At 72.0% G+C, this 21,857-nt stretch carries 20 protein-coding genes; 8 read left to right on the plus strand and 12 right to left on the minus strand.

Annotation, left to right across the window (positions count from 1 at the left end):
• Positions 1-87: 87 nt before the first annotated feature.
• Together ACQPXB_RS25350 and helR are read left to right on the plus strand one after the other, a co-directional pair.
• Positions 88-1,473, plus strand: a complete 1,386-nt coding sequence (locus ACQPXB_RS25350) for a KamA family radical SAM protein (protein WP_432844670.1) — start codon at positions 88-90, stop codon at positions 1,471-1,473.
• 215 nt (positions 1,474-1,688) lie between these two features.
• On the plus strand, positions 1,689-3,899 hold the full coding sequence (helR, locus tag ACQPXB_RS25355; protein WP_432844671.1) for an RNA polymerase recycling motor ATPase HelR: 2,211 nt from the start codon (positions 1,689-1,691) through the stop codon (positions 3,897-3,899).
• Between the two features lie 57 nt (positions 3,900-3,956).
• On the opposite strand, the gene ACQPXB_RS25360 is transcribed toward helR, so the two are convergent.
• The 4 genes from ACQPXB_RS25360 to ACQPXB_RS25375 all read right to left on the minus strand — a co-directional run bounded on the left by ACQPXB_RS25360 (position 3,957) and on the right by ACQPXB_RS25375 (position 9,171).
• On the minus strand, positions 3,957-5,813 hold the full coding sequence (locus ACQPXB_RS25360) for a P-loop NTPase fold protein (RefSeq protein ID WP_432844672.1): 1,857 nt from the start codon (positions 5,811-5,813) through the stop codon (positions 3,957-3,959).
• Between the two features lie 67 nt (positions 5,814-5,880).
• Complete coding sequence (locus tag ACQPXB_RS25365; RefSeq protein WP_432844673.1) at positions 5,881-7,032, minus strand: serine hydrolase domain-containing protein; 1,152 nt, start codon at positions 7,030-7,032, stop codon at positions 5,881-5,883.
• A 181-nt stretch (positions 7,033-7,213) separates the two neighbouring features.
• Positions 7,214-7,834, minus strand: coding sequence for a hypothetical protein (locus tag ACQPXB_RS25370; protein WP_366576118.1), 621 nt, complete (start codon positions 7,832-7,834; stop codon positions 7,214-7,216).
• 107 nt (positions 7,835-7,941) lie between these two features.
• Positions 7,942-9,171 (minus strand): S53 family peptidase, encoded by a 1,230-nt coding sequence (locus ACQPXB_RS25375; protein ID WP_432844674.1) that lies wholly within the window; start codon positions 9,169-9,171, stop codon positions 7,942-7,944.
• A gap of 235 nt (positions 9,172-9,406) precedes the next feature.
• Between ACQPXB_RS25375 and ACQPXB_RS25380 the strand changes: the two genes are divergently transcribed.
• The 3 genes from ACQPXB_RS25380 to ACQPXB_RS25390 all read left to right on the plus strand — a co-directional run bounded on the left by ACQPXB_RS25380 (position 9,407) and on the right by ACQPXB_RS25390 (position 13,191).
• Positions 9,407-11,488, plus strand: coding sequence for a hypothetical protein (locus ACQPXB_RS25380; RefSeq protein ID WP_432844675.1), 2,082 nt, complete (start codon positions 9,407-9,409; stop codon positions 11,486-11,488).
• A 135-nt stretch (positions 11,489-11,623) separates the two neighbouring features.
• Positions 11,624-11,971: a YciI family protein gene (locus ACQPXB_RS25385; protein WP_366576124.1), complete on the plus strand. Its 348-nt coding sequence runs from the start codon at positions 11,624-11,626 to the stop codon at positions 11,969-11,971.
• Positions 11,972-11,973: 2 nt separating this feature from the next.
• The gene (locus ACQPXB_RS25390; RefSeq protein WP_432844676.1) at positions 11,974-13,191 is read left to right on the plus strand and encodes an RNA polymerase sigma factor; all 1,218 of its coding nucleotides are present in this window, start codon (positions 11,974-11,976) and stop codon (positions 13,189-13,191) included.
• Between the two features lie 176 nt (positions 13,192-13,367).
• Here ACQPXB_RS25390 and ACQPXB_RS25395 read toward each other — a convergent pair whose 3' ends face one another.
• Positions 13,368-14,357 (minus strand): nucleoside-diphosphate kinase, encoded by a 990-nt coding sequence (locus ACQPXB_RS25395; protein WP_432844677.1) that lies wholly within the window; start codon positions 14,355-14,357, stop codon positions 13,368-13,370.
• 92 nt (positions 14,358-14,449) lie between these two features.
• Between ACQPXB_RS25395 and ACQPXB_RS25400 the strand changes: the two genes are divergently transcribed.
• Positions 14,450-15,529 (plus strand): GDSL-type esterase/lipase family protein, encoded by a 1,080-nt coding sequence (locus tag ACQPXB_RS25400; RefSeq protein WP_366576127.1) that lies wholly within the window; start codon positions 14,450-14,452, stop codon positions 15,527-15,529.
• A gap of 12 nt (positions 15,530-15,541) precedes the next feature.
• On the opposite strand, the gene ACQPXB_RS25405 is transcribed toward ACQPXB_RS25400, so the two are convergent.
• Genes ACQPXB_RS25405 through ACQPXB_RS25415 form a run of 3 tightly spaced genes read right to left on the minus strand, consistent with a single transcriptional unit; the run spans position 15,542 to position 16,890 of the window.
• Positions 15,542-15,841: a hypothetical protein gene (locus ACQPXB_RS25405; RefSeq protein WP_360601482.1), complete on the minus strand. Its 300-nt coding sequence runs from the start codon at positions 15,839-15,841 to the stop codon at positions 15,542-15,544.
• Positions 15,828-16,055 (minus strand): hypothetical protein, encoded by a 228-nt coding sequence (locus ACQPXB_RS25410; protein WP_360601484.1) that lies wholly within the window; start codon positions 16,053-16,055, stop codon positions 15,828-15,830. The genes ACQPXB_RS25405 and ACQPXB_RS25410 overlap by 14 nt, the downstream gene beginning before the upstream one ends.
• A 37-nt stretch (positions 16,056-16,092) precedes the next feature.
• Positions 16,093-16,890: a class I SAM-dependent methyltransferase gene (locus ACQPXB_RS25415; protein ID WP_432844678.1), complete on the minus strand. Its 798-nt coding sequence runs from the start codon at positions 16,888-16,890 to the stop codon at positions 16,093-16,095.
• 56 nt (positions 16,891-16,946) lie between these two features.
• Here ACQPXB_RS25415 and ACQPXB_RS25420 point away from each other — a divergent pair, with 56 nt between their 5' ends.
• On the plus strand, positions 16,947-17,621 hold the full coding sequence (locus tag ACQPXB_RS25420) for a winged helix-turn-helix transcriptional regulator (RefSeq protein ID WP_366576131.1): 675 nt from the start codon (positions 16,947-16,949) through the stop codon (positions 17,619-17,621).
• Between the two features lie 46 nt (positions 17,622-17,667).
• On the opposite strand, the gene ACQPXB_RS25425 is transcribed toward ACQPXB_RS25420, so the two are convergent.
• From ACQPXB_RS25425 to ACQPXB_RS25440, 4 genes are read right to left on the minus strand one after another with little or no spacing between them, the layout of a single operon-like run.
• Positions 17,668-18,120: an Lrp/AsnC family transcriptional regulator gene (locus tag ACQPXB_RS25425; protein WP_009078207.1), complete on the minus strand. Its 453-nt coding sequence runs from the start codon at positions 18,118-18,120 to the stop codon at positions 17,668-17,670.
• Positions 18,117-19,259, minus strand: coding sequence for a M24 family metallopeptidase (locus ACQPXB_RS25430; RefSeq protein ID WP_366576133.1), 1,143 nt, complete (start codon positions 19,257-19,259; stop codon positions 18,117-18,119). Before ACQPXB_RS25430 ends, ACQPXB_RS25425 begins: the two co-directional genes overlap by 4 nt.
• Before the next feature lie 36 nt (positions 19,260-19,295).
• Complete coding sequence (locus ACQPXB_RS25435) at positions 19,296-19,907, minus strand: lysostaphin resistance A-like protein (RefSeq protein WP_432844679.1); 612 nt, start codon at positions 19,905-19,907, stop codon at positions 19,296-19,298.
• On the minus strand, positions 19,907-20,794 hold the full coding sequence (locus tag ACQPXB_RS25440; RefSeq protein WP_432844680.1) for an NAD(P)H-binding protein: 888 nt from the start codon (positions 20,792-20,794) through the stop codon (positions 19,907-19,909). Before ACQPXB_RS25440 ends, ACQPXB_RS25435 begins: the two co-directional genes overlap by 1 nt.
• A gap of 111 nt (positions 20,795-20,905) precedes the next feature.
• Between ACQPXB_RS25440 and ACQPXB_RS25445 the strand changes: the two genes are divergently transcribed.
• Positions 20,906-21,856, plus strand: coding sequence for a 5'-3' exonuclease (locus ACQPXB_RS25445; RefSeq protein WP_432844681.1), 951 nt, complete (start codon positions 20,906-20,908; stop codon positions 21,854-21,856).
• Position 21,857 lies beyond the last annotated feature (1 nt).

Here is a 21,857-nt window from a genome sequence, read left to right on the forward strand (position 1 = left end):
TGCAAGAAGATTTACGCCGTGGGAACGTTATGGCAGGATAATTTAACGCGTTCCCGACGACTTGAAGCACGAATGACTGGAGTACAGATGACTGCGATCCAGGAACCTGTGCCGCCTGCCGCCCACGACCAGCCGTACGAGTACGCCCGCACCGAGCTGGTGGAACCGGACTGGCGCCGCTTCCCCGGCTGGCACGACGTGACCGACGCCGAGTGGCGCGACGCCCAGTGGCAGCGGGTGCATTGCGTGCGCAACGTCAAGCAGCTCCGCGCGCTGATGGGTGATCTGCTGGAGGAGCGGTTCTACGAGGACCTGCTCGCCGACCAGCGTGAAATGGCCACGATGTCGATGCTGCTGCCCCCGCAGATGCTCAACACGATGGCCGCCTCCGCCGGCAGCGACCCGGCGAAGGTCACCGAGGCGTTCTACGCCGACCCGATCCGCCGCTACATGCTGCCCGTGCGCAGCGACCGCGACCTCGCGTGGCCCAGCCACCCGCACTCGGAGCGCGACTCGCTGCACGAGGCGGAGATGTGGGTCGTCGAGGGGCTCACGCACCGGTACCCGACCAAGGTGCTCGCGGAGATGATCTCGACGTGTCCCCAGTACTGCGGGCACTGCACCCGCATGGACCTCGTCGGGAACTCCACCGAGCAGGTCGACAAGCACAAGCTCGCACTCAAGCCGGTCGACCGCCAGGACGCGATGATCGGCTACCTCAAGCGCACCCCGGGCGTGCGCGACGTCGTGGTGTCCGGCGGGGACGTCGCCAACGTGCCGTGGCCGCAGCTCGAGGCGTTCCTCATGCGCCTGATGGACATCGAGACCGTCCGCGACGTGCGCCTCGCGACGAAGGCCCTGGCGGCGCTGCCGCAGCACTGGCTGCAGCCCAAGGTCGTCGAAGGCCTCGAACGCGTCGCCGTCACCGCCCAGCGGCGCGGCGTGAACCTCGCCATCCACACCCACGTCAACCACGCGCAGTCCGTCACGCCCCTGGTCGCCGAAGCCGCGCGCACGGCTCTGGGGGTCGGCGTCCGCGACGTCCGCAACCAAGGCGTGCTCATGCGCGGGGTGAACGCCACCCCCGCCGCGCTGCTGGACCTGTGCTTCGCCCTGCAGGGCGAGGCGAACATCCTGCCGTACTACTTCTACATGTGCGACATGATCCCCAACGCCGAACACTGGCGCGTCGCCGTGTGGGAAGCCCAGGACCTGCAGCACGCCATCATGGGCTACCTCCCGGGCTACGCCACGCCCCGCATCGTCTGCGACGTGCCGTACGTCGGGAAGCGCTGGGTCCACCAGCTCGCCGACTACGACCGCGACCTGGGCATCTCGTACTGGACGAAGAACTACCGCACGGGCATCGAGCACGCCGATCCTGAGGCGCTGCAGCGGAAGTACCCGTACTACGACCCGATTTCGACGCTGCCGGAAAGTGGGCGGAAGTGGTGGGCTGAGCAGAACGGCTGAGTCGTTCGTGGCGGTGGTGGGCGTCGGCCACCGTGAACGACGCGATTCGAGGGAGTTCCTGAGGCCGGAAAACGGCGGGACGGGAAAAACACTCCCCCGCCACTATCAACTTATAACGCACCCCGGGGCTTGCGGCAAGACCCGGGTGATGCCGCACAATCACCACCCTGAAGCTGCGACCTGCGAAAACGCGGCGGAAATGGTGAAGGGGATCTGTGTCGGCTGAGGGGTACGAACAGCAATTGCAGTCCGAGCGCACCTACGTCGCCGGGCTTTACGCGCGGCTCGACGGGGAGCGGGCGCGGGTGAAGGGCGAGTACGAGGCGGCGCTGGGGGAAAACGGCGGGACGCCCATGGAGCGCGACGTGCGCGTGCGTGCGCTGGGCCGGGAGGTGCGGCGGCTGGACGTGGCGGACAACGGCCTGTGCTTCGGCCGCCTGGACACGCTCGACGGCGACGTGTCCTACGTCGGGCGCATCGGGTTGTTCGACGAGGAGGACGAGTACCGGCCTGTGCTGCTGGACTGGCGGGCGCCGGCGGCGCGCCCGTTCTACACCGCGACCGGGGCGAACCCGGAGAACGTGCGCCGGCGCCGTCAGTTCCACACGCGCGGGCGGCGGGTCGCCGAGTTCACCGACGAGGTGCTGGGCCGGCCCGGTACCGGCGAGCACAGTGACGCCGACGCGGCGCTGCTGGCGGCCGTCAACGCGCCGCGCGGTGAGGGCATGCGCGACATCGTGGCGACGATCCAGGCCGAGCAGGACGAGATCATCCGGCTCGACCACCCCGGCGTGCTGGTGATCGAGGGCGGCCCGGGAACCGGGAAGACCGTGGTGGCGTTGCACCGCGTCGCCTATCTGCTTTACACGCAACGGGAACGGATGGAGCGCCACGGCGCGCTGGTCGTCGGGCCGAACCCGGCGTTCCTGAACCACATCGGGCGCGTGCTGCCGTCGCTGGGCGAGACGGACGTGGTGTTCACGACCACCGGCGGTTTCGTGCCCGGCCTGCACGTCACGGCCGAGGACGGGCCGGAGGCGGCGCGGCTGAAGGGTGAGCTGAAGATCCTCGACGTGCTGGCGGCCGCGATCGCCGACCGGCAGCGGACGCCGGAGGAGCCGGTGCCGATCACGCTCGGCGACGTCACCGTGCGCATCGACACCGAGACCGCGCAGTGGGCCGTCGAGGAGGCGCGCGCGAGCCGGCTGCCGCACAACGAGGCGCGCGACGTGTTCACCGAGATCGTCAGCTACGTCCTCACCGAACGCGCGATCACCCGCATCGGCCGCGGCTGGCTGGGCCGCGACGACCGCGAGGAACGCGCCGACCTCAAACGCACCCTGCTCGCTGACCTCGCCGGCAATCCGCGGTTCGCCGCCGCCGTCGACGAGCTGTGGCCGATCCTCACGCCGCAGGGCCTGCTCGCGTCGCTGTACGAGTCGCCGGAACGGCTGCGCGCGGCCGGCGCCGACGCGTCGCTGCTGCGCGAAGACGGCGAGGCATGGACGGTGTCGGACGTCCCGCTGCTCGACGAGCTCGTCGACCTGCTGGGCCGCGACAAGGCCGCCGACGCCCGAGCCTCGCTGGCGGCGGAACGGGAGCGCAAGACCCAGGCCGCCTACGCCGCCCACGTGCTCGACTCGCTCATCGAACGCGAGGACCTCAACGACGACGTCGGCCTGCTCGCCAAGGACCTCCTCTACGCCGAGGACCTCGCCGACCGGTTCACCGAACGCGACACCCGCGACCTCGTCGAACGCGCCACCGCCGACCGCGACTGGACCTACCGCCACGTGGTGGTCGACGAAGCCCAGGAACTGTCCGAAATGGACTGGCGCGTCCTGATGCGCCGCTGCCCCGGCCGCTCCTTCACCGTCGTCGGCGACCTCGCGCAACGCCGCTCGGCCGCCGGGGCGACGTCGTGGTCCTCGATGCTGGAGCGGTATGTCAGCGACCGCTGGGTGTACCGGTCGCTGACGGTCAACTACCGCACGCCGGCGGAGATCATGAGCGTCGCGGCCGCGGTGCTCGCCGGGTTCGCCCCGGGCATCCGACCGCCGGAGTCGGTGCGCGCCAACGGGGTCCAGCCGTGGTCCCGGCCCGTCACCGACGCCGACCTGCCCGCCGCGGTGGCGGAGTTCGAGCGCACGGAAGCCGCCCGCGAGGGCACCAGCATCGTCATCGGCCCCCCGGACGTGCCCGGCGCGGTCCCGGCCGCGGAGACGAAGGGACTGGAGTTCGACGCCGTCCTGGTGGTGGACCCGGACCGCATTCTCGAGGATGGTCCCCGAGGCGCTGCTGAGCTGTACGTGGCGCTCACCCGTGCGACGCAGCGCCTCGGTGTCCTGCATCGCGGCCCGTTGCCGGAGGCGCTGGCGGGGCTGACCGAGGTCGGGGCGCCGGCCACGGCCGGGCGTCAGCCGTAAACGACGATCGCCGCCCGGCGTTGGTGGGCCACACCGTCGCGTGGTGTGGCCCACCGGTTAGCTGGGTGGGCGTGCCGAGGCCTTCACCTCCGCGATGCGCTCCACCCAGCGGACGATCTCGTTCTCGTCGTTGGTCGGGCCGATCGCATCGAGCTCCTCGACGCGGCGCAGCAGCTGTGGGAGCCGCTGACCCGAGCAGAAGATCACCGGCCCGTGGTAGAGGCCGCGCTCGCGGATGTAGGCCAGGTCGTCGACGCCCCTGAACGGGTCGCCGTCGCGGGTGAAGTCGGAGAGGACGACGTCGGGTTCACCCTCACGCAGTGCCGCCGCGAAGGCCGAGGTGCGGTCCGTCGCGGTCGTCACGACGGCCCCGGCGTTCGACAGCCGCTCGATCACCCGGCGGTTGCTGACCGGGTTGTCGTCGATCCAGAGCACCCGCAGACCCGCGAGATCGACGTCGCGGCCGGTCGCCGCCAAGGGTTGCCGCGGTTGTGACAACGGCGCCAGGTATGCCGGGTCCGGCGGGGAAAGCGCGGGACCACCGGTCAACGGCTTGCGCAGGAGCCGGCGGAACTGATCCGAGTTGACGGGGCCGTCGAGGCTTTCGAGCAGGGCGACGAAGTCGTGGTCCGCGGCCAGCAGGGGGAATTGGGCCGGCAGCTCGCGTTCCAGCTCGGCGAGCGACTCCGTGAGCGGCCTCTGCTCGGGGTCCGGTTGCCGGAGTCGCTTGTCGGTGAACAGTTCTCGCCAATCGTGCCGGTCCTCGGCCTCGCCGTGGCGCACCCGGCCGCGGAACTCGTGGTAGCGCAGGAAATCCCGGATCGGGTCCGCCTCGCGCGGGTTGACCAGAATGCCGTAGAACGCCGGGTAGAAGTGCTGCAGCAGCACGACCCGGACGAGGTTCGCGCCGCCGAGCTCGTCCCACGACCGGTTCAGGTGGTACTCCAGCACGAAACTGTTGATGAGCCGTTTGATCCGTCGCGGGTTCCGCCCGGACCGTTCGATGATCACGCTCTTCATCGACTCGTCGAACAACCCCGCGGTGCGCGACATCTCCAAGTAGCCGTCGACGAGCCGCAGCGCGGATGCGGTGCTCGGCGGCGGAATCCGGTAGTTGATCTGGATGATCTTCTCCAGGTATTCCACCGCGCCCGCCGGCTCGCCTTCGGCTGCCGAGCCCTGCACGGCCTTCCACAGCACCGCCTGGTCGCAGGCCAGCACGAACACGACACCCGGCACGTCGAGGTACAGCTTGATCGCCGCGCACACTTCGACGATGCGCTCGGCCGCGCACCGGTCGAGGTCATCGACGAACACCACCAGCAGGCGGCGGTCGCCCGCTCGCTCACCCTTGGCCAGCCAGGCGGCGAACAGATCACGCAACACGCCTTTCATCTGGTTGCGGGACCGGGCGTCCACCGACAGCGCCCGCCAGATCTCGTCAACGAGCCGGCCGAGGCCGAACACGCTGCCCGACACCAGCGCGGCCGCGCGCAGCACCCCGAGCAGGTGCGTCTGCCGCTGGATGGACCGCACGGCCCGCCGCACGAGGTTGCGGTCGAAGCGCAGCAGCACGGACTTGATCAACCCTTCGAGCGCGCTGGCCCGCCCCGAGGTCCACGCGTTGAACCACACCACCGACACCGCGGGCTCGGCGGCCAGCGTCGACTCCAGCTCGCGCATCAGACTGCTCTTGCCCATACCCCAGGCTGCGTCCACGGCGAGCGCGAAAGGCGCGGCGGCACGCGACGCGACGACGAGGTCGGCCAGGCCGCGCGCGACCTGGGTCGTCTCCAGCAGGTCGGCGCCGTCACCTTCGCCCAGTGGCGCGTCGTTGAGCACCACGAACCGGTCGGCGCCCGGGCCGTGCGCGTCAAGGCTGTAGCCGTAGGCGTCGAACGCGGGCGCGACCATGGCGTCTGTTCCAGACCATCACCTGGCCCACGTGCCACCGGCAATCCGGATGACGTCCGACCCGCCGCTACCCCTCCGCGAGCAGCACCCCGACAGCCAGTTCGAACACCTCGCGCAGCTGTCCGAACAGTGGTGGGCCGGTCGTCGGGGTGATCTGGGCCGTGGTGGAGACCGCGACGCCGCCGCGGCCGTCCGGGGTGGCGGCGGTGAACTGGGTGTAGCCGAGGGTGTTGCCGGTGTGGCCGTAGACGCGGCCGTAGCGGGTGTCGTAGCGGAAGAGGGCCAGGCCGGCCGCGTTGGTGCCCGGGCCGGGTGGTTCGGAGCTGCCCGGGCGGAAGCCGAGCCGGGGGTCGCGGTCGGGCAGGGTGGTGCCGACGTAGCCGCGGATGAAGCGGACCAGGTCGGCGGGGGTGGAGACCACGCCGCCGGAAGCCCAGCTCCAGCCGGCGGCGACGGCGGTCGTCACGTCTTCGGGCGGGCCCGCGACGGTGGTGTCGTAGCCGTGCAGCGCGGGTTCCGGCAGGTCCGGACCAGAAGGGAGGCTCGTGTCGCGCAGGCCCAGCGGCTGCAGCACACGCTGCCGGAGCACGTCCTCGTAGCGGCGGCCGGTGACGGCTTCGCACATCAGCGCGACGAGGATGTTGTCGGAGTTCGAATACGCGTAGCGGCTGCCCGGGCGGAACAGCAGATCGGGATCCACGGCGTACGACAGCAATTCCCGCGGCGGCGGCGGATTCTGCAGATTCGCGACCAGCACGTCGCGGAATTCGGTGGTTCCGCTGAAATCGGGGATGCCGCTGGTGTGCCCGAGCAGCTGCCGCAACGTCACCGCCGACCACTGGCGGGGCATTCCGCGCACGGTCCGGCCCACGGCGGTGTCGAGCGAGAGCCGGCCGCTGCTCACGAGCGAGAGCGCTGTCGCGCCGCTGAACGCCTTGGCCACGCTCGCGACCCGCATGTGGTCGTCCGCGCGTGGGGAGCGGCGGGCGCCGAGCCGGGGAACTCCCGCCGTGTAGAGGGAAGTACCTGACCCGCGGCCGATCGCGACGACAACCGCCGGCGGCCCGTGCGGGCTCTCGTGCAACCGCCGGATCGCCGCGCGCAGCGACTCCTCCACGCGGGGGCGTCCGGTGGCCGTGGCCGGGCCGGCCGTCCACACGAGACCGCCCGCGGCGGCGAGGGTGGCTTGGGCGAGAATCGCGCGCCTGGACATCACCATCGCACCACGGTAACCGCGGGAAATGCGCAGCCCTAACGTTTCTTCGTCGCCCGGAAATGGGCACGACGGAGAATCGTTCCCCCATCCGCCGGTGCGCATTCCGCGCATTCACTTCACCGGCGGTGAATCACGGGCCGGGCCGGCGGTGCGCTTCCCCGCGCACCGGCGGCCCGGACACCGCTCACGCCATCTCGGGCACGTTCAGGTGCGCGATGGCGAGGTCGAACTCGCGGACGTCGAGCCGTTCGGCGCCCGCTTCCCGCAAAGTGGCCGCGCGCAGCGAGTTGGCCTTCTCGGCGGTACGGCCGAGCGCCTCGGCGCTGTCGTAGCCGATCGAGGCCACGCACCGGCCGCTCGTGCGGTCGACCAGCAGGCTCGCGCTGCAGAACCCGTCGAACTCGGCGAGCGCGGGCAGCGTGGTCATCTTGAACACGTCGACGGCGGCGTCCACGTTCCCGGGATCCACCTTCATCCACGTGCCCCGCACCGCGGCCCCGGCACCGGAATGGTGATCACGGTGCAGCAGCGCGATCTCCCACTCCTCCACCTGCGGCGGCCCGCCGAACATCTCGGCGACCTGCTGCCGGAGCACGCTCATCGCCTGCGCGCTCTCGTGCATGAACTCGGCCGAGCGCCACGCCGTGGTCACGATCGTGCGGCTGTCCTTGCGGCCCACGAGCATCGACAGTCCCACGTTGCCCTCGGTCGCCAGCGCCGCGGGCATCACGTTGTCACGCACGTGCGCGACCGCGTCGTCCAGCGACGCCGGCTTCAGCTGGATCGTCGTGGTGCGAGCGAACACGATCCACCTCCCGCCGGTCGTGGCGGCGCCCCGGTGACGCCACCGGTCCCCCCACCCTCCCCCTGGGCGCGGCGGGTCACAACGCCACGAATTTCACGGCGCCCCGGTCAGAAAGCCGCCGTGCCGTTCGGCGTGCCGAGACCGGTCGGGCCGTCGTAGCCCGAGCCGGCGGTGCAGAGGTACGAACCACCGCACGAGCCGTTGCTGCCGGAGGTCACGTCGAACAGGCCGCCGGGGTGGGCGTACGGCCGCGCGCCGGCCGTGACGCCGCTGCCGGCCAGCGCGTACACCGACGCGACGACGGGCGAAGACAGGCTCGTGCCGCCGACCTGCACCCAGCCGTCGGCGCCCTGCGCGAGCCCGAGCGTGAGCAGCAGGTCGCACAACGCCCCGCCGCCGCAGCTGTTGTACGTGTCGTACACGCCGAGCCCGGTCTTCGGGTCGGCCACCGCGGCCACGTCTGCGACAGTCCGCTTCGCGCACGCGGTGTCGTGCTGCCACTCCGGTTTCGGCTCGAGCGCGGAGCACCCGCTGCCGCTGCCCGACCACGCCGTTTCCGCCCAGCCACGTGAAGTGCCGGCGGCCTTGGTCAGGGTCGTGCCGCCGACCGCGGTGACATACGGGGAGGACGCGGGCCAGCTCACGCCGTAGCCGGCATCGCCGGACGACGCGGTGATGGCGATGCCGGGGTGGTCGAGGTGGGTGTCGGCGGCGGTGATCGTCGGGTCCTCGACGCCGCCGTAGCTGTTGGAGATCGCCACGACGCCGGGCGTCGCCGCGGCCGTGTCGACGGCCGTCATCAGCGGGTCGGTGTCCGGGGAATCGGCCTCCACCAACAGGATGCGGCAGTCGGGGCAGGTCGCGGAGACGGCGTCGAGATCGACGCTGATCTCCTCCGCCCAGCCGTAGTCCGGCGCCGGCAGCGGGCTCGCCGCCCCGTGCTGGTTCACCTTGCGGAAGCAGCCGTCGGCCGACGTGCACGGCGCCAGCCCCCGCGCGGCGCGGTAGGTTGCGAGGTCGCTCTCGGCGGTCGGTGCGTCCATGGCGTCGACGATGGCGACGGTGCGGCCGTTCGCGTGCCGGCCGCCGAGGCCGTAGGCGGCCTGGATCTCGGCCGGTCCGTAGCCGACCGGCGTCGACGCGACCAACGGTCCCGGCCCGTCCGGCGACTTGATCGCCTTGCCCAGGCAGTGCAAGCGGGCCTGCGCGCACCCGAAGTCGACGAAGCCGCCGGCCAGCAGCGGAGCGGCGTTCGCCGCGGTCGTGGTGGAAGCCGCCAGCGGAACGGCCAGCGCCACCGCCACGAGCACCCGGGCCAAGTTCCTGAGTCGCGACACAACGGCCTCCCTCGATCACGCTGAGACAGCGCGAATGGTCGCATGTAACTCGTTCCGGGTCACCCGTCCGAATGAGGGAAAGTTCCACACCGTTGTTTCCGCCTGGCCCACCCTCGGCCGTATTGGTCCAGACAACTGTTACCAAGGCGTGACGTCCGGGTCACCGACCGGCGGTTACTTTGTCGTGACTTGCAACAAATCCGTGTCTGTGAATCACCGACGGAGGTGTCGCGGCGTGAACCGGACCTTGGACCGCAGCTCCCCATCCCGCACCTCGCGATGGCGCCGGGCACTGGCCACCGCCGCGCTCCTGGCGGGGGCCGGGCTGGTCGCCGCTCCCCCTGCCTCGGCCGCCGGCGACTACACCCAGGCCGCGGCGTCGGCCGGCGCGCAGCAGGTGCAGCTCACCTTCACCCCGGCGAGCCCGGCGCGCTACGTCGACGTGCACTACACCGGTGTGCCCGGCGCCGGGCAGCAGAACGTGCGCATGACCGAGGGCGGCGGCACCTGGCGCACCACCGTCGGCGGGCTCGGCAGCGGCAGCGTGCTCGACTACTGGTTCACCTACGAGAAGAACGGGCCTCAGTTCGACACCCCGCACTTCACGTTCACCCAGGGCGGCGGCACGCAGGCCGGCTGCCCGGCGCAGCCCGACGTCCCCGACTTCGGGCCGAACGTGCGGATCTTCGACCCGGGCATGTCCGCCGCGTCGATCCAGGCGCAGCTCGACGCCGATTTCAACGCCCAGAAGGACACGCAGACCGCGCAGTTCGCCGACCGCCGCGTGGCGCACCTGTTCAAGCCCGGCACCTACGCCGTGCGCGACGACGTCGGCTTCTACACCTCCGTTGCCGGGCTCGGGCGCAACCCCGACGACGTGACGATCAACGGCGACATCACCGTCGACGCGTTCAACGCCTCCGACCAGGGCGTGGCGCTGCAGAACTTCTGGCGCTCGGCCGAGAACATGGCCGTGAACCCCTCCAGCGGCAACGACCGGTGGGCCGTGGCGCAGGCCGCACCGTTCCGGCGGATGGACATCCGCGGCGGGCTGCAGCTCTACCCGGCCGGCTTCGGCTTCGCCAGCGGCGGCTACGTGGCCGACACGCGCGTGTCCGGGCAGACCGCGTCGATCTCGCAGCAGCAGTGGTACACCCGCGACTCCGCGTTCGGCAGCTGGGACGGCGGCGTGTGGAACATGGTCTTCTCCGGCACCACCGGCGCGCCGGCGAACACGTTCCCGAACCCGCCTGAGACGACGCTGGCCACCACGCCCGTCTCGCGCGACGTGCCCTACCTCTACCTCGACGGTGGCAACTACCGCGTGTTCCTGCCCGCCCTGCGCACCAACGCGTCGGGCCCGAGCTGGGCCGGCGGCTCCACGCCGGGGACGTCGCTGCCGATGAGCCAGTTCCGCGTGGTCAAGCCCGGTGACACCGCGGCATCGATCAACAGCTCCCTGGCCGCCGGCTGCAACCTGTTCTTCACCCCCGGCGTGTACCACCTCGACCAGACGCTGAACGTCACGCGCGCCGACACCGTCGTGCTCGGCATCGGTTACCCGACGCTGGTGCCCGACAACGGGGTCGACGCCATGCACGTCGCCGACGTCGACGGCGTGCGGGTGAAGGGCCTGCTCTTCGACGCGGGCACCACGAACTCGCAGTCGCTGCTGACCGTCGGCACGGCCGGGTCGCACGTCGACCACTCGGCGGACCCGACGACGCTGCAGGACGTGTTCTTCCGCGTCGGCGGTGAGCTCGCCGGCAAGGCCACCACGAGCCTGGTCGTGAACAGCGACGACACGATCGTCGACCACACGTGGGCCTGGCGCGCCGACCACGGCAACCCCGGAACGGTCGGCTGGACCACGAACACCGCTGATACCGGTGTGCTCGTCAACGGCGACGACGTGCTCGCGACCGGCCTGTTCGTGGAGCACTACCAGAAGTACCAGGTGATCTGGAACGGCCAGCGCGGGCGGACGATCTTCTTCCAGAACGAGATGCCCTACGACGTGCCGGACCAGGCGTCGTGGAACGCGCCCTCGGGCGTCGCCGGGTACGCGGCGTACAAGGTCGGGGCGAACGTGACCTCGCACGAGGCGTGGGGCTTGGGCAGCTACTGCTTCTTCGACACCAACCCCGCCGTGTCGAGCTACCACGCGTTCGAGGTGCCGACCGCGCCCGGCGTGCGGCTGCACAGCCTGCTCACGGTCTCGCTGAACACCCGGGGCAGCATCACGCACGTCGTCAACGACACCGGCGCGGCGACTCCGTCCGGCACGGTGCCGGTGAACGTGGTCAGCTACCCGTAGCGGCGCGCGACGGGTACGAGGGCTCTTCGCCGGCGGCGCTCCGGCGAAGAGCCCTTTGTCGTCGGCAGATGCCGGCGGTGTCGAAACGCCCTTCGGCCGTTCGTGTAACGGGTGACGAGAGGGAAGGATCGAGCCATGAAGCAGTACCTGCTCAGCGTTTACCAGCCCGACGGACCCACGCCGTCGGCCGCACAGCTCGACCGGATCGTGGACCGGCTGGACGCGCTCAACGCCGAGATGAAGGCCGCCGGCGCGTGGGTCTTCTCCGGTGGCCTGCACGCGCCGGGTTCGGCGACGGTCGTCCGCGCCAAGGACGGTGACCTGCTGATGACCGACGGCCCGTTCACCGAGGGCAAGGAGCACCTGGGCGGGTTCACGATCGTGCGCGCGCCGGACCTCGACGCCGCGCTCGGCTGGGCCGGGCGGCTCGCGGAGATCACCACGCTGCCGGTGGAGGTCCGGCCGTTCCAGGGCGAGGCCTGAACGTGTCCACTGTGGACGCGCTGGACCGGGTGTTCCGCGCCGAGTACGGGCGGACCGTGGCGGTGCTGGTGAAGGTGTTCGGCGACGTCGACGTCGCCGAGGAAGCGGTGCAGGAGGCCTTCGCGGTGGCCGCGAGCCGCTGGCCGGCCGACGGGCTGCCGCCGAGTCCCGCGGGCTGGCTCGTGACCACGGCTCGCCGCCGGGCGCTGGATCGCCTGCGCCGCGAGGCCTCGCGCGCCGACCGGCACGCGCAAGCCTCGCTTCTGCACGCCGGCGCGGAACCGGTCGAGGAGGGCCCGGTGCGTGACGAACGGCTCCGCCTCGTTTTCACCTGCTGCCACCCGGCGCTCGCCCAGCACGCCCGCGTCGCGCTCACCCTGCGGCTGCTGGGCGGCCTGACGACGGCCGAGATCGCCCACGCGTTCCTCGTGCCGGAGCCCACGATGGCGCAGCGCATCTCCCGCGCCAAGGCCAAGATCCGCGACGCCGGCATCCCCTACCGCGTTCCCGCCGACGCCGACCTGCCCGCCCGTCTCGGCGCCGTGCTGGCCGTGGTGTACCTGATTTTCACCGAGGGCCACACGGCGACGTCCGGTGCGTCGCTGGACCGCCCCGACCTCGCGGCGGAAGCGATCCGGCTGGGACGAGTGCTGGCTTCGCTGATGCCCGACGAGCCCGAGGTGCTGGGGTTGCTGGCGCTGATGCTGCTGGTCGAGGCACGCCGTCCCGCTCGCACGGGTCCCGGCGGCACGGTGGTGCTGCTGCCCGAGCAGGACCGGGGCCAGTGGGATCGTGCGCTGGTTTCCGAGGGGCAGGACCTCGTGCGCCGCTGCCTGCGCCGCGACCGGCCCGGGCCGTACCAGCTGCAGGCCGCGATCAACGCCGTCCACAGCGACGCGGCCACCGCCGGCGAGACCGACTGGGGGCAGATCGTGCAGCTGTACGACCACCTGCTGCTTCTGACGCCGACGCCGGTGGTGGCGCTGCATCGTGCGGTGGCCGTCGCGGAGGTCGACGGGCCCGAGCCGGCACTGGCTCTGGTGGACGCCCTGGATCTGGACGGCTACCACCTGCTGCACGCCGTCCGGGCCGACCTGCTGGCACGCGCGGGCCGTCGCGGCGAGGCGGTGGCCGCGTACGACCGGGCAGTGGAGCTCACGGAGAACGCCGCCGAACGGGCCCTGCTGGAACGCAAACGAGCCGTCGTCGCCGAGAACTAGGCGCACGCCAATGCCGACCGCAGCGGGTCGACGAGCGCTTCGGTCGCGCCGATACCGGCGGACGGCTTCAGATCGAGTCCACAGCGCAGCACCGAAGTCGACGCTGCTCAGCGGCCGGAGCGCGCACCGCATGAGCGGTACCAATCGCGCCGGTGGGACCGAGCGCTTCCGGTTCGCTAGGCGTGGCGGACCGCATGCAGGGCAGCTCGGCGCCAGGCCGCCGCCGTCATCGGGGCCACGAGCGGGCGGGCGCCCGGCACCGTCATCGGGTACAGGTCGGCCGCGGCGACCGTGATGTCCCAGGCCGGCACGGCGAGCTGGTGGGCCCACGTGGCCTCGACGATGGTGCGGATGGCCTCGTCGCCGCCGGTCGTCAGCGCCGGGGCCAGGGCCGCGCGGGCGGCGGGGGTGAGGGTGTGGCCGGCGAGGAGGCGTTCGGCTTCGCGCCGGAGGCGGGTTTTCGCGGCCGGGACGGAGAGGTCATGGGCGGGGCTGTCGGCGTAGACGTCTCGGGCGAGATCGCGCACGAGGGCCTGGCGGTCGGCGCCGGCGAGGACCTGTTCGACGAGCTCGGCGCGGGCGTCGGCGGTGCAGTAGATGCCGAGGTCGCGCACCACGTCGGCGGGGTCGCCTGCGGGGTGGACGAGGTTGAGCAGCGCGTAGCGGCCGAGTTCGGTGCGCAGGCGCCCCGGTTCGCGGGCGGCGGGGTCGCTCGGGCCGACGAGCTCGGTGAGACGGACCGGCACCGGCAGGTCCGCGAGCGGGCCCTGGTCCCCGGCGGGAGCGACGACCAGCAGCAGCGAGTCGGTGCAGCCGGCGCAGTGGTCGGCGATGCGGCGCAGCTGCGGGGTGGCCGTGTTCCACTGGAAGTACCACAGCGCCCGCAGCGTCACCGGGGTGAGCCGCACTCGGCGGGCGCCGACGACGCGGAAGCCGTTGTCCGCGAGCCAGTCCATTGTGGACATGATGCGGCGGGCGGCGATCGCGTCGGGTTTGAGCAGCAGCAGGCCGTGGCCGCTCGCGAAGCGTCCGACGTCGCCGGTGAGGGCGCGCAGGTGCTCGAGCGACTCCTGGAAGTAGGTGTCGGCCGCGTAACGGGCGCGCTTGTCCGCGTCGCGGGTCAAGGCCTCGTGCGGCCGCTGTCCGTCCTTCTCGTGCCCGTTCATGGCATCCGCTCCCTTCCGGGTGGTGACCAATGTCCCAGTGCGGGACCGGGGAAAACCCCAGAGCCGGGTGCGCTCGCTAGACTCGGGCGGCGATGCGACGATTCCGGTGGTGGTGGGGAGCCCTGGTGCTCGCCTGCGTGGCTGTGCTCGCGGGCTTCTTCGCGTTCTCCGGCCCCGGGCTCAAACCCGGCCAGCCGCTGCCGCGCAAAGGGCCGCCCGGCACGGGCCCGCTGACGGTGGTCGCGATCGGCGACAGCACCGTGTCCGGTGAAGGCGCCGGCGCGTACACCCCCGACACCGACGGCCGCAACGGCGACTGGTGCCACCGGTCGGCCAACGCGTTCGTGCAGAAGGTCCGCATTCCGGACGTCACGGCGCGGGTGAACCTGGCGTGTTCGGGGGCGCCGGCGGAGCAGGTGTCGCTGGGTGGCGTGAAGCAGTGGGGTGAGCCGTCGCAGGCGCAGCAGCTGGCCGCGGTGGTGAAGAACCACCGGGTGGCCGCCGTGGTGATCGCGATCGGCGCCAACGACGACCCGAAGTTCTCCACGCAGGTGTCCGACTGCTTCAAGGCGTGGTTCACGGTGGGCGCGCCGTCGTGCAACGTGGCGCTGCGGCAGACGTGGAAGTCCAAAGTGGACGCGATGGTGCCGAAGGTGGTCAACGCCGTCGGTGATGTGAAGAAGGTGCTGGCGCAGGCGGGTTACGTGCCGGCCGACTACCAGCTCGTGCTGCAGTCCTACGCCACGCCCGTGGCCACCGACGTCCCGCCGGGGTTGCAGAACCTCAACGGCTGCCCGTTCCGCACCGACGACCTGCAGTGGATCTCGACGACGGGCATCACCACGCTCTCGGCGGGTCTGAAACAGGCCGCCGTGCAGTCCGGCGCGCGGTTCCTGGACCTGGCGCGCGCGGGTGAGCACCACGAGGCGTGCAGCGGCGGGGCGAACCCGGCTTCGGAGTGGTTCACGCGTCTCACGCTGCACCTGAGCGATCTGGGCCAGGCGGACCGGGCGCAGCACGCACTGCAGGAGTCGTTCCACCCCAACGCCGCGGGGCACGCCGCGATCGCCGACTGCCTGTCGGAGTTCCTCGCCGGGCGCGACGGCAACGCCGCGTGCCTGTCCGGGCCCGACGGCAAGCTCCACGCCGTGCCCGAGGTCGCCAACCGCTGACCCGGCCCGGCTCTAGAGGTCGAGCGCGGCCCGCAGTGCGACGTCGATCTGTTCCTGCACTTCCTGGTCGATCTCGGCGATCCGCTCGTCGAACCACGGCCGGTACAGCCGCGTCAGGTTGAGCGTGGACACCCAGTACCGCGCGTCGATCGCGACACCCAGGATGTCCTGCGGGTCGCGGTCGAGCAGTTCGGTGCCGAGCAGCCAGGGCCGCTCGGACTCGTTCACCCCGTCCGACGACAGGAGCACCACGGTGCGTTCCCGCGCCGGTTCGGTCGGGGGGTGGTACGTCCAGACTTCACCCCTGCGCACGCATGTCCTTTTCCGCCGCCGTCCGTTCCACCTCGTCCGCCTCGGCCGCCGGCGCGGTCGGCGCCTGCTGCGGGGTGTAGCCCGTGCGCACCGCCTCCCGCCGGGCCGCCTTGGACAACCAGGACGAGACCGAGATCCCGTGCGCTTTCGCAGCTCGTTCGGCGAACTCGAGCGCACCACTGTCGAGAGAAAGGGTGACCTTACGTGTTGCCATACCTTTTATCGTACCAGTGGTCGGGCCCGCAGGTGGTTCACGCGATCGCGACGGCCTGCACCACCCGCAGCCTGCCGTCGGCCAGGCCCCGGGTGAGGTTGGCGGCCTTCGCCGCGAAGCCCGGCACGAAGATGTGCAGGCCGAGCGGGTTCGGCGGCTGCGCCAGCACGGCCCGCATGACCCCGGCGGCGGTCTCGGTGAGGTCGGTCCAGTGCGACACGGTGAAGCCGGCCGATGCCACCATCTCACGCAGCGCGTCGGGGCCGGCGAGGTGGCTGTGGGCGGGTTCGTCGGCCCACGGCAGCGGGTAGTCGAGCGGCTCGGCGGTGCCCGCGGTGACGTCCCAGATCGCCAGGCGCCCGCCTGGGGCGAGAACGCGGTGGGCTTCACGGTAGAGCGCGGGTTTGTCGGCGACGTTCATCTGGACGTGCTGGCTGAACACCACCGTGAACGCGGCGTCGGGAAAGGGCAGGTCGGTGACGTCGCCGTGGCGGACGTCGATCGCGGGCAGGCCGACGAGGTCGTCGAGCCACCGCGCGGTGGCGCAGTACTCGGCGGTCAGATCGACGGTGCTGACGCGGCAGCCGTGGCGGTCGGCGAGGAAGCGGGACGTGCCGCCGATGCCACTGCCGGCGTCGAGTACCGCATCGGCCGCGGTCACGGCCGCCAAGTCGGCCAGCGCACCCGTGGCGAGACGGCCCATGGTGTGGAAGTCCTCGAGCGTGGCGAGGTCCGCGGGCGCGAGGTGGTCGAGGTCCTTGCCTGCGGCCACGAGCGCCTGCTCGATGGCGGCTCGGGACAGGCCGGTCGCGTAGTGGGTGTCGATGTCGGTCATGAGCCCGCCTTCCCCAGCAACAGTATCTCAAAGATAGTATCTGTAAGATAGCTTACGTGGAGACGGAAAGCCGGACCTACGGCCACTACTGCCTGCTCGCCCAGAGCCTGGACCGGCTCGGTGATCGCTGGACGCTGCTGATCGTGCGCGATCTGGTGCACGGCCCGCGCCGCTTCACCGATCTCGTGGCCGCGCTCGGTGGCATCACCCCCACCACGCTGACCCGGCGGCTGAAGGAGCTGGACCGCGACGGCATTGTCACCGCCGATCGCGAACCGGGCCGGCGCGAGGTCTGGTACCGCCTGACCGCGGCCGGGCAGGATCTCGTGCCGACGCTGGAGCAGCTGGCGCTGTGGGGCCTGCGCAACGCACCGCGACCGCCGGCGCCCGGTGAGTCGACGCATCCGGAGCACCTGCTGTGGGCGGTGCGGATCATGCTCGACGACGTCGGTGCCGTGATCGAGCCCGCGCGCTGGCTGGTGCGCGTGGACGAGAGTTTCGTGCTCGCCTTCGACGGCGTGCGCTGGACGTTGAACCGAGGCGAAACCGCCGGCCCGGACGTCACCGTAACGGCCACCCGGGAGGCGCTGGCGAAGTTCCTGACCGGTCCGCCCGCGGCCCGTGAAGGCGGGTTCGACGGCGTTTCGCTGGCCGGCGAGCCGGCCGCGGTCCGCACGATGCTCGACACGATCGCGGTGTTCCCCCTGGGCCGAGACCAGACGGCCCGGTGAGTGGTGCTGCCCCGCCGTCACAGCGGCGGGACAGCACCACTCGGGATCACAACGTCGGTGAACGCCCCTCGAACGGCGTCGACAGCACCACCGTCGTGCGGGTCGAGACCTTCGCCGCCTCCCGGATGCGGCGCAGCAGGTCCTCCAGCCCGAGCGGGGAGGCGACCCGCACGAGCAGGATGTACGACTCGTCGCCGGCGACCGAGTAGCAGGACTCGATCTCCGTGATGTGCTGGATGCGCTGCGGGTAGTCGTCGGGGGCGGCCGGGTCGTTGGGGGTGAGCGAGATCAGCGCGGTGAGCGGGAGGCCGATCTGCTCGCCGTCGAGGCGGGCGGTGTAGCCGAGGATCACGCCGCGCTGTTCGAGCCGCCGCACGCGCTGGTGCACGGCCGACACGGACAGCCCCACGCGTTCGGCGAGGTCGGTGAAGCTGCGCCGGCCGTCGGCGGCGAGCTCCTGCACGATGGCCTGGTCGAGTGGCTCGAGGGGGCCGCTCATGCGTCGAGCACGACGAGGTCGTGCGGCCGCGTGTTCACGGCCTCGACGCCGGTCTCGGTGACCACGACGATGTCCTCGATGCGGGCGCCCCAGCGGCCCGGCTGGTAGATGCCCGGCTCGACGCTGAACGCCATGCCCGGCTCCAGCGCCAGGGTGTTGCCGGCGATGATGTAGGGCTCCTCGTGCACGTCGAGGCCGATGCCGTGGCCGGTGCGGTGGATGAAGAACTCGCCGAAGCCCGCGGCGTCGATCACCTCGCGCGCGGCGGCGTCGATGGACTCGGCGGTGGCGCCGGGGCGCACGGCGTCGACCGCGGCCTGCTGGGCCTGCTGCAGCACCGCGTAGGTGGCGGCCACGTCGGCGTCGCGGGGTTCGCCGACCGCGTAGGTGCGGGTGGAGTCGGAGTTGTAGCCCTCGGGCAGCGGGCCGCCGATGTCGACCACGACCACGTCGCCGCGTTCGATCACGCGGTCGGAGACGTCGTGGTGGGGGCTGGCGCCGTTGGGGCCGGAGCCGACGATCACGAAGTCGGCCATCGTGTGGCCTTCCTCGACGATCGCGGCGGCGATGTCGGCGCCCACCTCGGCCTCGGTGCGGCCGGCGCGCAGCCACTCGCCCACGCGGGCGTGCACGCGGTCGATCGCGGCACCCGCGGCGCGCAGCGCGGCGATCTCGGCGGCATCCTTGCGCATCCGCAGCTCGCGCACGACGGGACCGGCCAGGGTCTGCTCGGCGTCGCCGAGCGCGGCGCGCAGGGCGAGCACGTGCAGCGCCGGGGTGAAGTCGCTGACGGCGACACGGCGGGCCTTGCCGAGCCGGTCGGCCACGAGCCGGTAGGCGTCGTCGCCGTCGACCCAGGTGAGGACCTCGACACCGAGCTCGGCGGTGGGCACGTCGGCGTAACCGGGGGCCTCCAGCTTGGGCACGACGAGCGCGGGCACGCCGTCGGCGGGCACCACGAGAGTGGTGAGGCGCTCGAACGAGCCGCCCGCCTGGCCGAGCAGGTAGCGCAGGTCGGAGCCGGGGGCGATGAGCAGGGCGTCGGTGTCCGCGGCGGCGGCCGCTTTCGCTGCGCGGTCGAGGCGGGCGCGAAGCGCGGCGGCGTCCGGGGCGGGCGTGTGGAGGGATCGGCGCGACATGCGGCTGAGCCTAGTACCGGCCCGCGCGGGCACCCGTCACCCGGGCGGGGCCGGAGTTTCGAACAGCGGCGGCAACGCCGTGAGCATCAACGCGGACCAGACCACATGGGTCAGCAGCGGCGCCTGGATGCCACCGGTGGCGCGCCGTTGCAGCCCGAACAGGGTCCCCATCACGATCGACGCCAGCACCAGCGCCGGGTTGCGGGTGGCCACGGTGGACAGTGCGTAGACCGCCGTCGAGGTCGCCACCGGCGCACGGGTCACGGAGCTCTGCAGGGAGCCGCGGAAGAAGACCTCCTCGGCGGCGCCGGTGATCAGCGTCGTCGCGTAGACGGCGGGCCCGGAACCGCGGTGGGCGTAGGCGAGCACACCGGCGATCGCCCGCGACAACGGCGGGATGCGCCGGGCGACGAGCGCGCCGCCGTAGAACACGCCGAATGCGCCCACGGCGACCGCCACCGGCCCCGCGACCGGATGGCGCGAGGTGCCCCGCGGGGGCGGTCCCGCCGCCAGGCCACCCGCGATCCAGATGGCGGCGACAGCGCCCGTGCGCCCGTGGAAGCGGGCCGAACCGGGTGGCGTCGAGAGCGACCAGCCGAGCAGGCCGGTGCCGGCCGCGGTGACCAGCCCGAGCAGCGAGCGCCGCATCACGCCGCCCGCACGCGTTCGGCCAGCGCCGCCAGCGCCGCGGAGTCGAAGTCCATGGGTTCGAACGGTACGACGTCGCGGATCGCCGGGTCGCGCACGATCACCTCGTTGGCCATGGAGTCGATGAGCGTGCGGCCGGTGGCCACGTCGACGTCGGTCACCAGCGCGAGCCAGTACGACGACAGGCGCGGTGAGAGCAGCGGCACGGGCACGATCAGCGGGCGGCGCCCCTCGATGCGGGCCAGCCGGCGGAGCATGTCCAGGTAAGCCAGCTGTTCGCTGCCGCCGATCTCGAAGGTGCGGCCTTCCGCGGCCGGCGCGTCGAGCACGCCGACGAGGTAGCGCACGACGTCGGCGATCGCGATCGGCTGGGCGCGGGTGGCGGCCCAGCGCGGGGTGATCATCGCGGGCAGGTGCTCCACGAGCTGGCGGGTGATCTCCCACGAGATGCCGCCGTGGCCGACCACTATGCCGGCGCGCAGCACGGTCACGGGCACGCCGGTGCCGGCGAGCAGGTACTCGACCTGACGGCGGCTGCGCAGGTGGGCGGACAGGTCGTCGGAGTCGTCGCCGAGGCCGCCGAGGTAGACGATGCGGCCGGTCCCGGCGGCGCGCGCGGCGAGGGCGAAGGCGCGGGCCGCGGCGGCGTCGCGGCGTTCGAAGTCCCGCGCGTCGAGGGCGTGCACCAGGTAGTAGGCGGCGTCGACCTCCGCGAGGGCCGTTGCCAGGGAGCGGCTGTCCTCGACGTCGCCGTGCACGGCGGTGCCCGCCCCGTGGTAGTTCGCCGGGTTGCGGGTCATCGCCCGCACGTCGTGGCCCCCTTCGGCCAGCGCCTCGGCGAGACGGCTCCCGACGAACCCGGACGCCCCGGTGACCAGTACCCGCACGCGGCACTCCCCTTCTCCCCGTTTCCCGCGGGGGTACCCGGGACGGGCCGGTGGAAACCGGGCGGCGCGTCAGGCGGGGTGGTGTGCGGGTGGACGTGGCAGGCTGGGCGCGTGACCGGACCACTCGCCCTCCTCGACTCCGCGAGCCTGTACTTCCGCTCGTACTACGCGCTGCCCGACTCGATGACCGCGCCCGACGGGACGCCGGTCAACGCCGTGCGCGGGTTCACCGACACGCTCGCGCGCATCCTCACCGACCGGCGCCCGTCACGACTGGTGGCGTGCCTGGACGCGGACTGGCGGCCGAAGTTCCGCACCGACCTGCTGCCCAGCTACAAGGCGCACCGGGTCGCCGTGCCGGGGCACGGCGAGGGTGAGGCCGACGTGGAGGAGGTGCCCGACACGCTCACGCCGCAGGTGCCGGTGATCCTCGACGTACTGGCGGCATTCGGGTTCGCCACGGCGGAGGCGGCAGGCTACGAGGCCGACGACGTGATCGGCGCGCTGGCCACCCACGAGCAGGACGCGCCGGTCGAGGTCATCACCGGTGACCGTGACCTTTTCCAGCTCGTGCGTGCGACGCCGACGCCGACGTCGGTGGTGTACGTGGGCAAGGGCTGGGCGAAGGCCGAGGTGCTGGGGCAGGCCGAGATCGCCGAGCGGTACGGCGTGCCGGCCGACCACGCGGGCCCCGCCTACGCCGACATGTCCGCGCTGCGGGGTGACCCGTCCGACGGGCTGCCGGGCGTCGCCGGGATCGGTGAGAAGACTGCGGCGAAGCTCATCACGCAGTTCGGGTCGCTGGAGGAGCTGATCGCGGCCTCGCAGTCGGGTGACTCGCGGCTGCCGCTGAAGACGCGGCTGCGCCTCAAGGACGCAGCCGACTACCTCGCCGTGGCCCCCACCGTGGTGCGGGTGGCCGTGGACGCGCCGGTGGTGCAGTCCGGTTCGGACGCCGTGCCGGTGAGCCCCGCGGACCCGGACCGGGTCGCGGAGCTCGCCGAGCAGTGGAACCTGGGCCGCTCGGTCGAACGGCTGCTGGCGGCACTGCCGAAGGCGTGAG

This window comes from Amycolatopsis sp. CA-161197, assembly GCF_050942255.1.
GTDB lineage: Bacteria > Actinomycetota > Actinomycetes > Mycobacteriales > Pseudonocardiaceae > Amycolatopsis.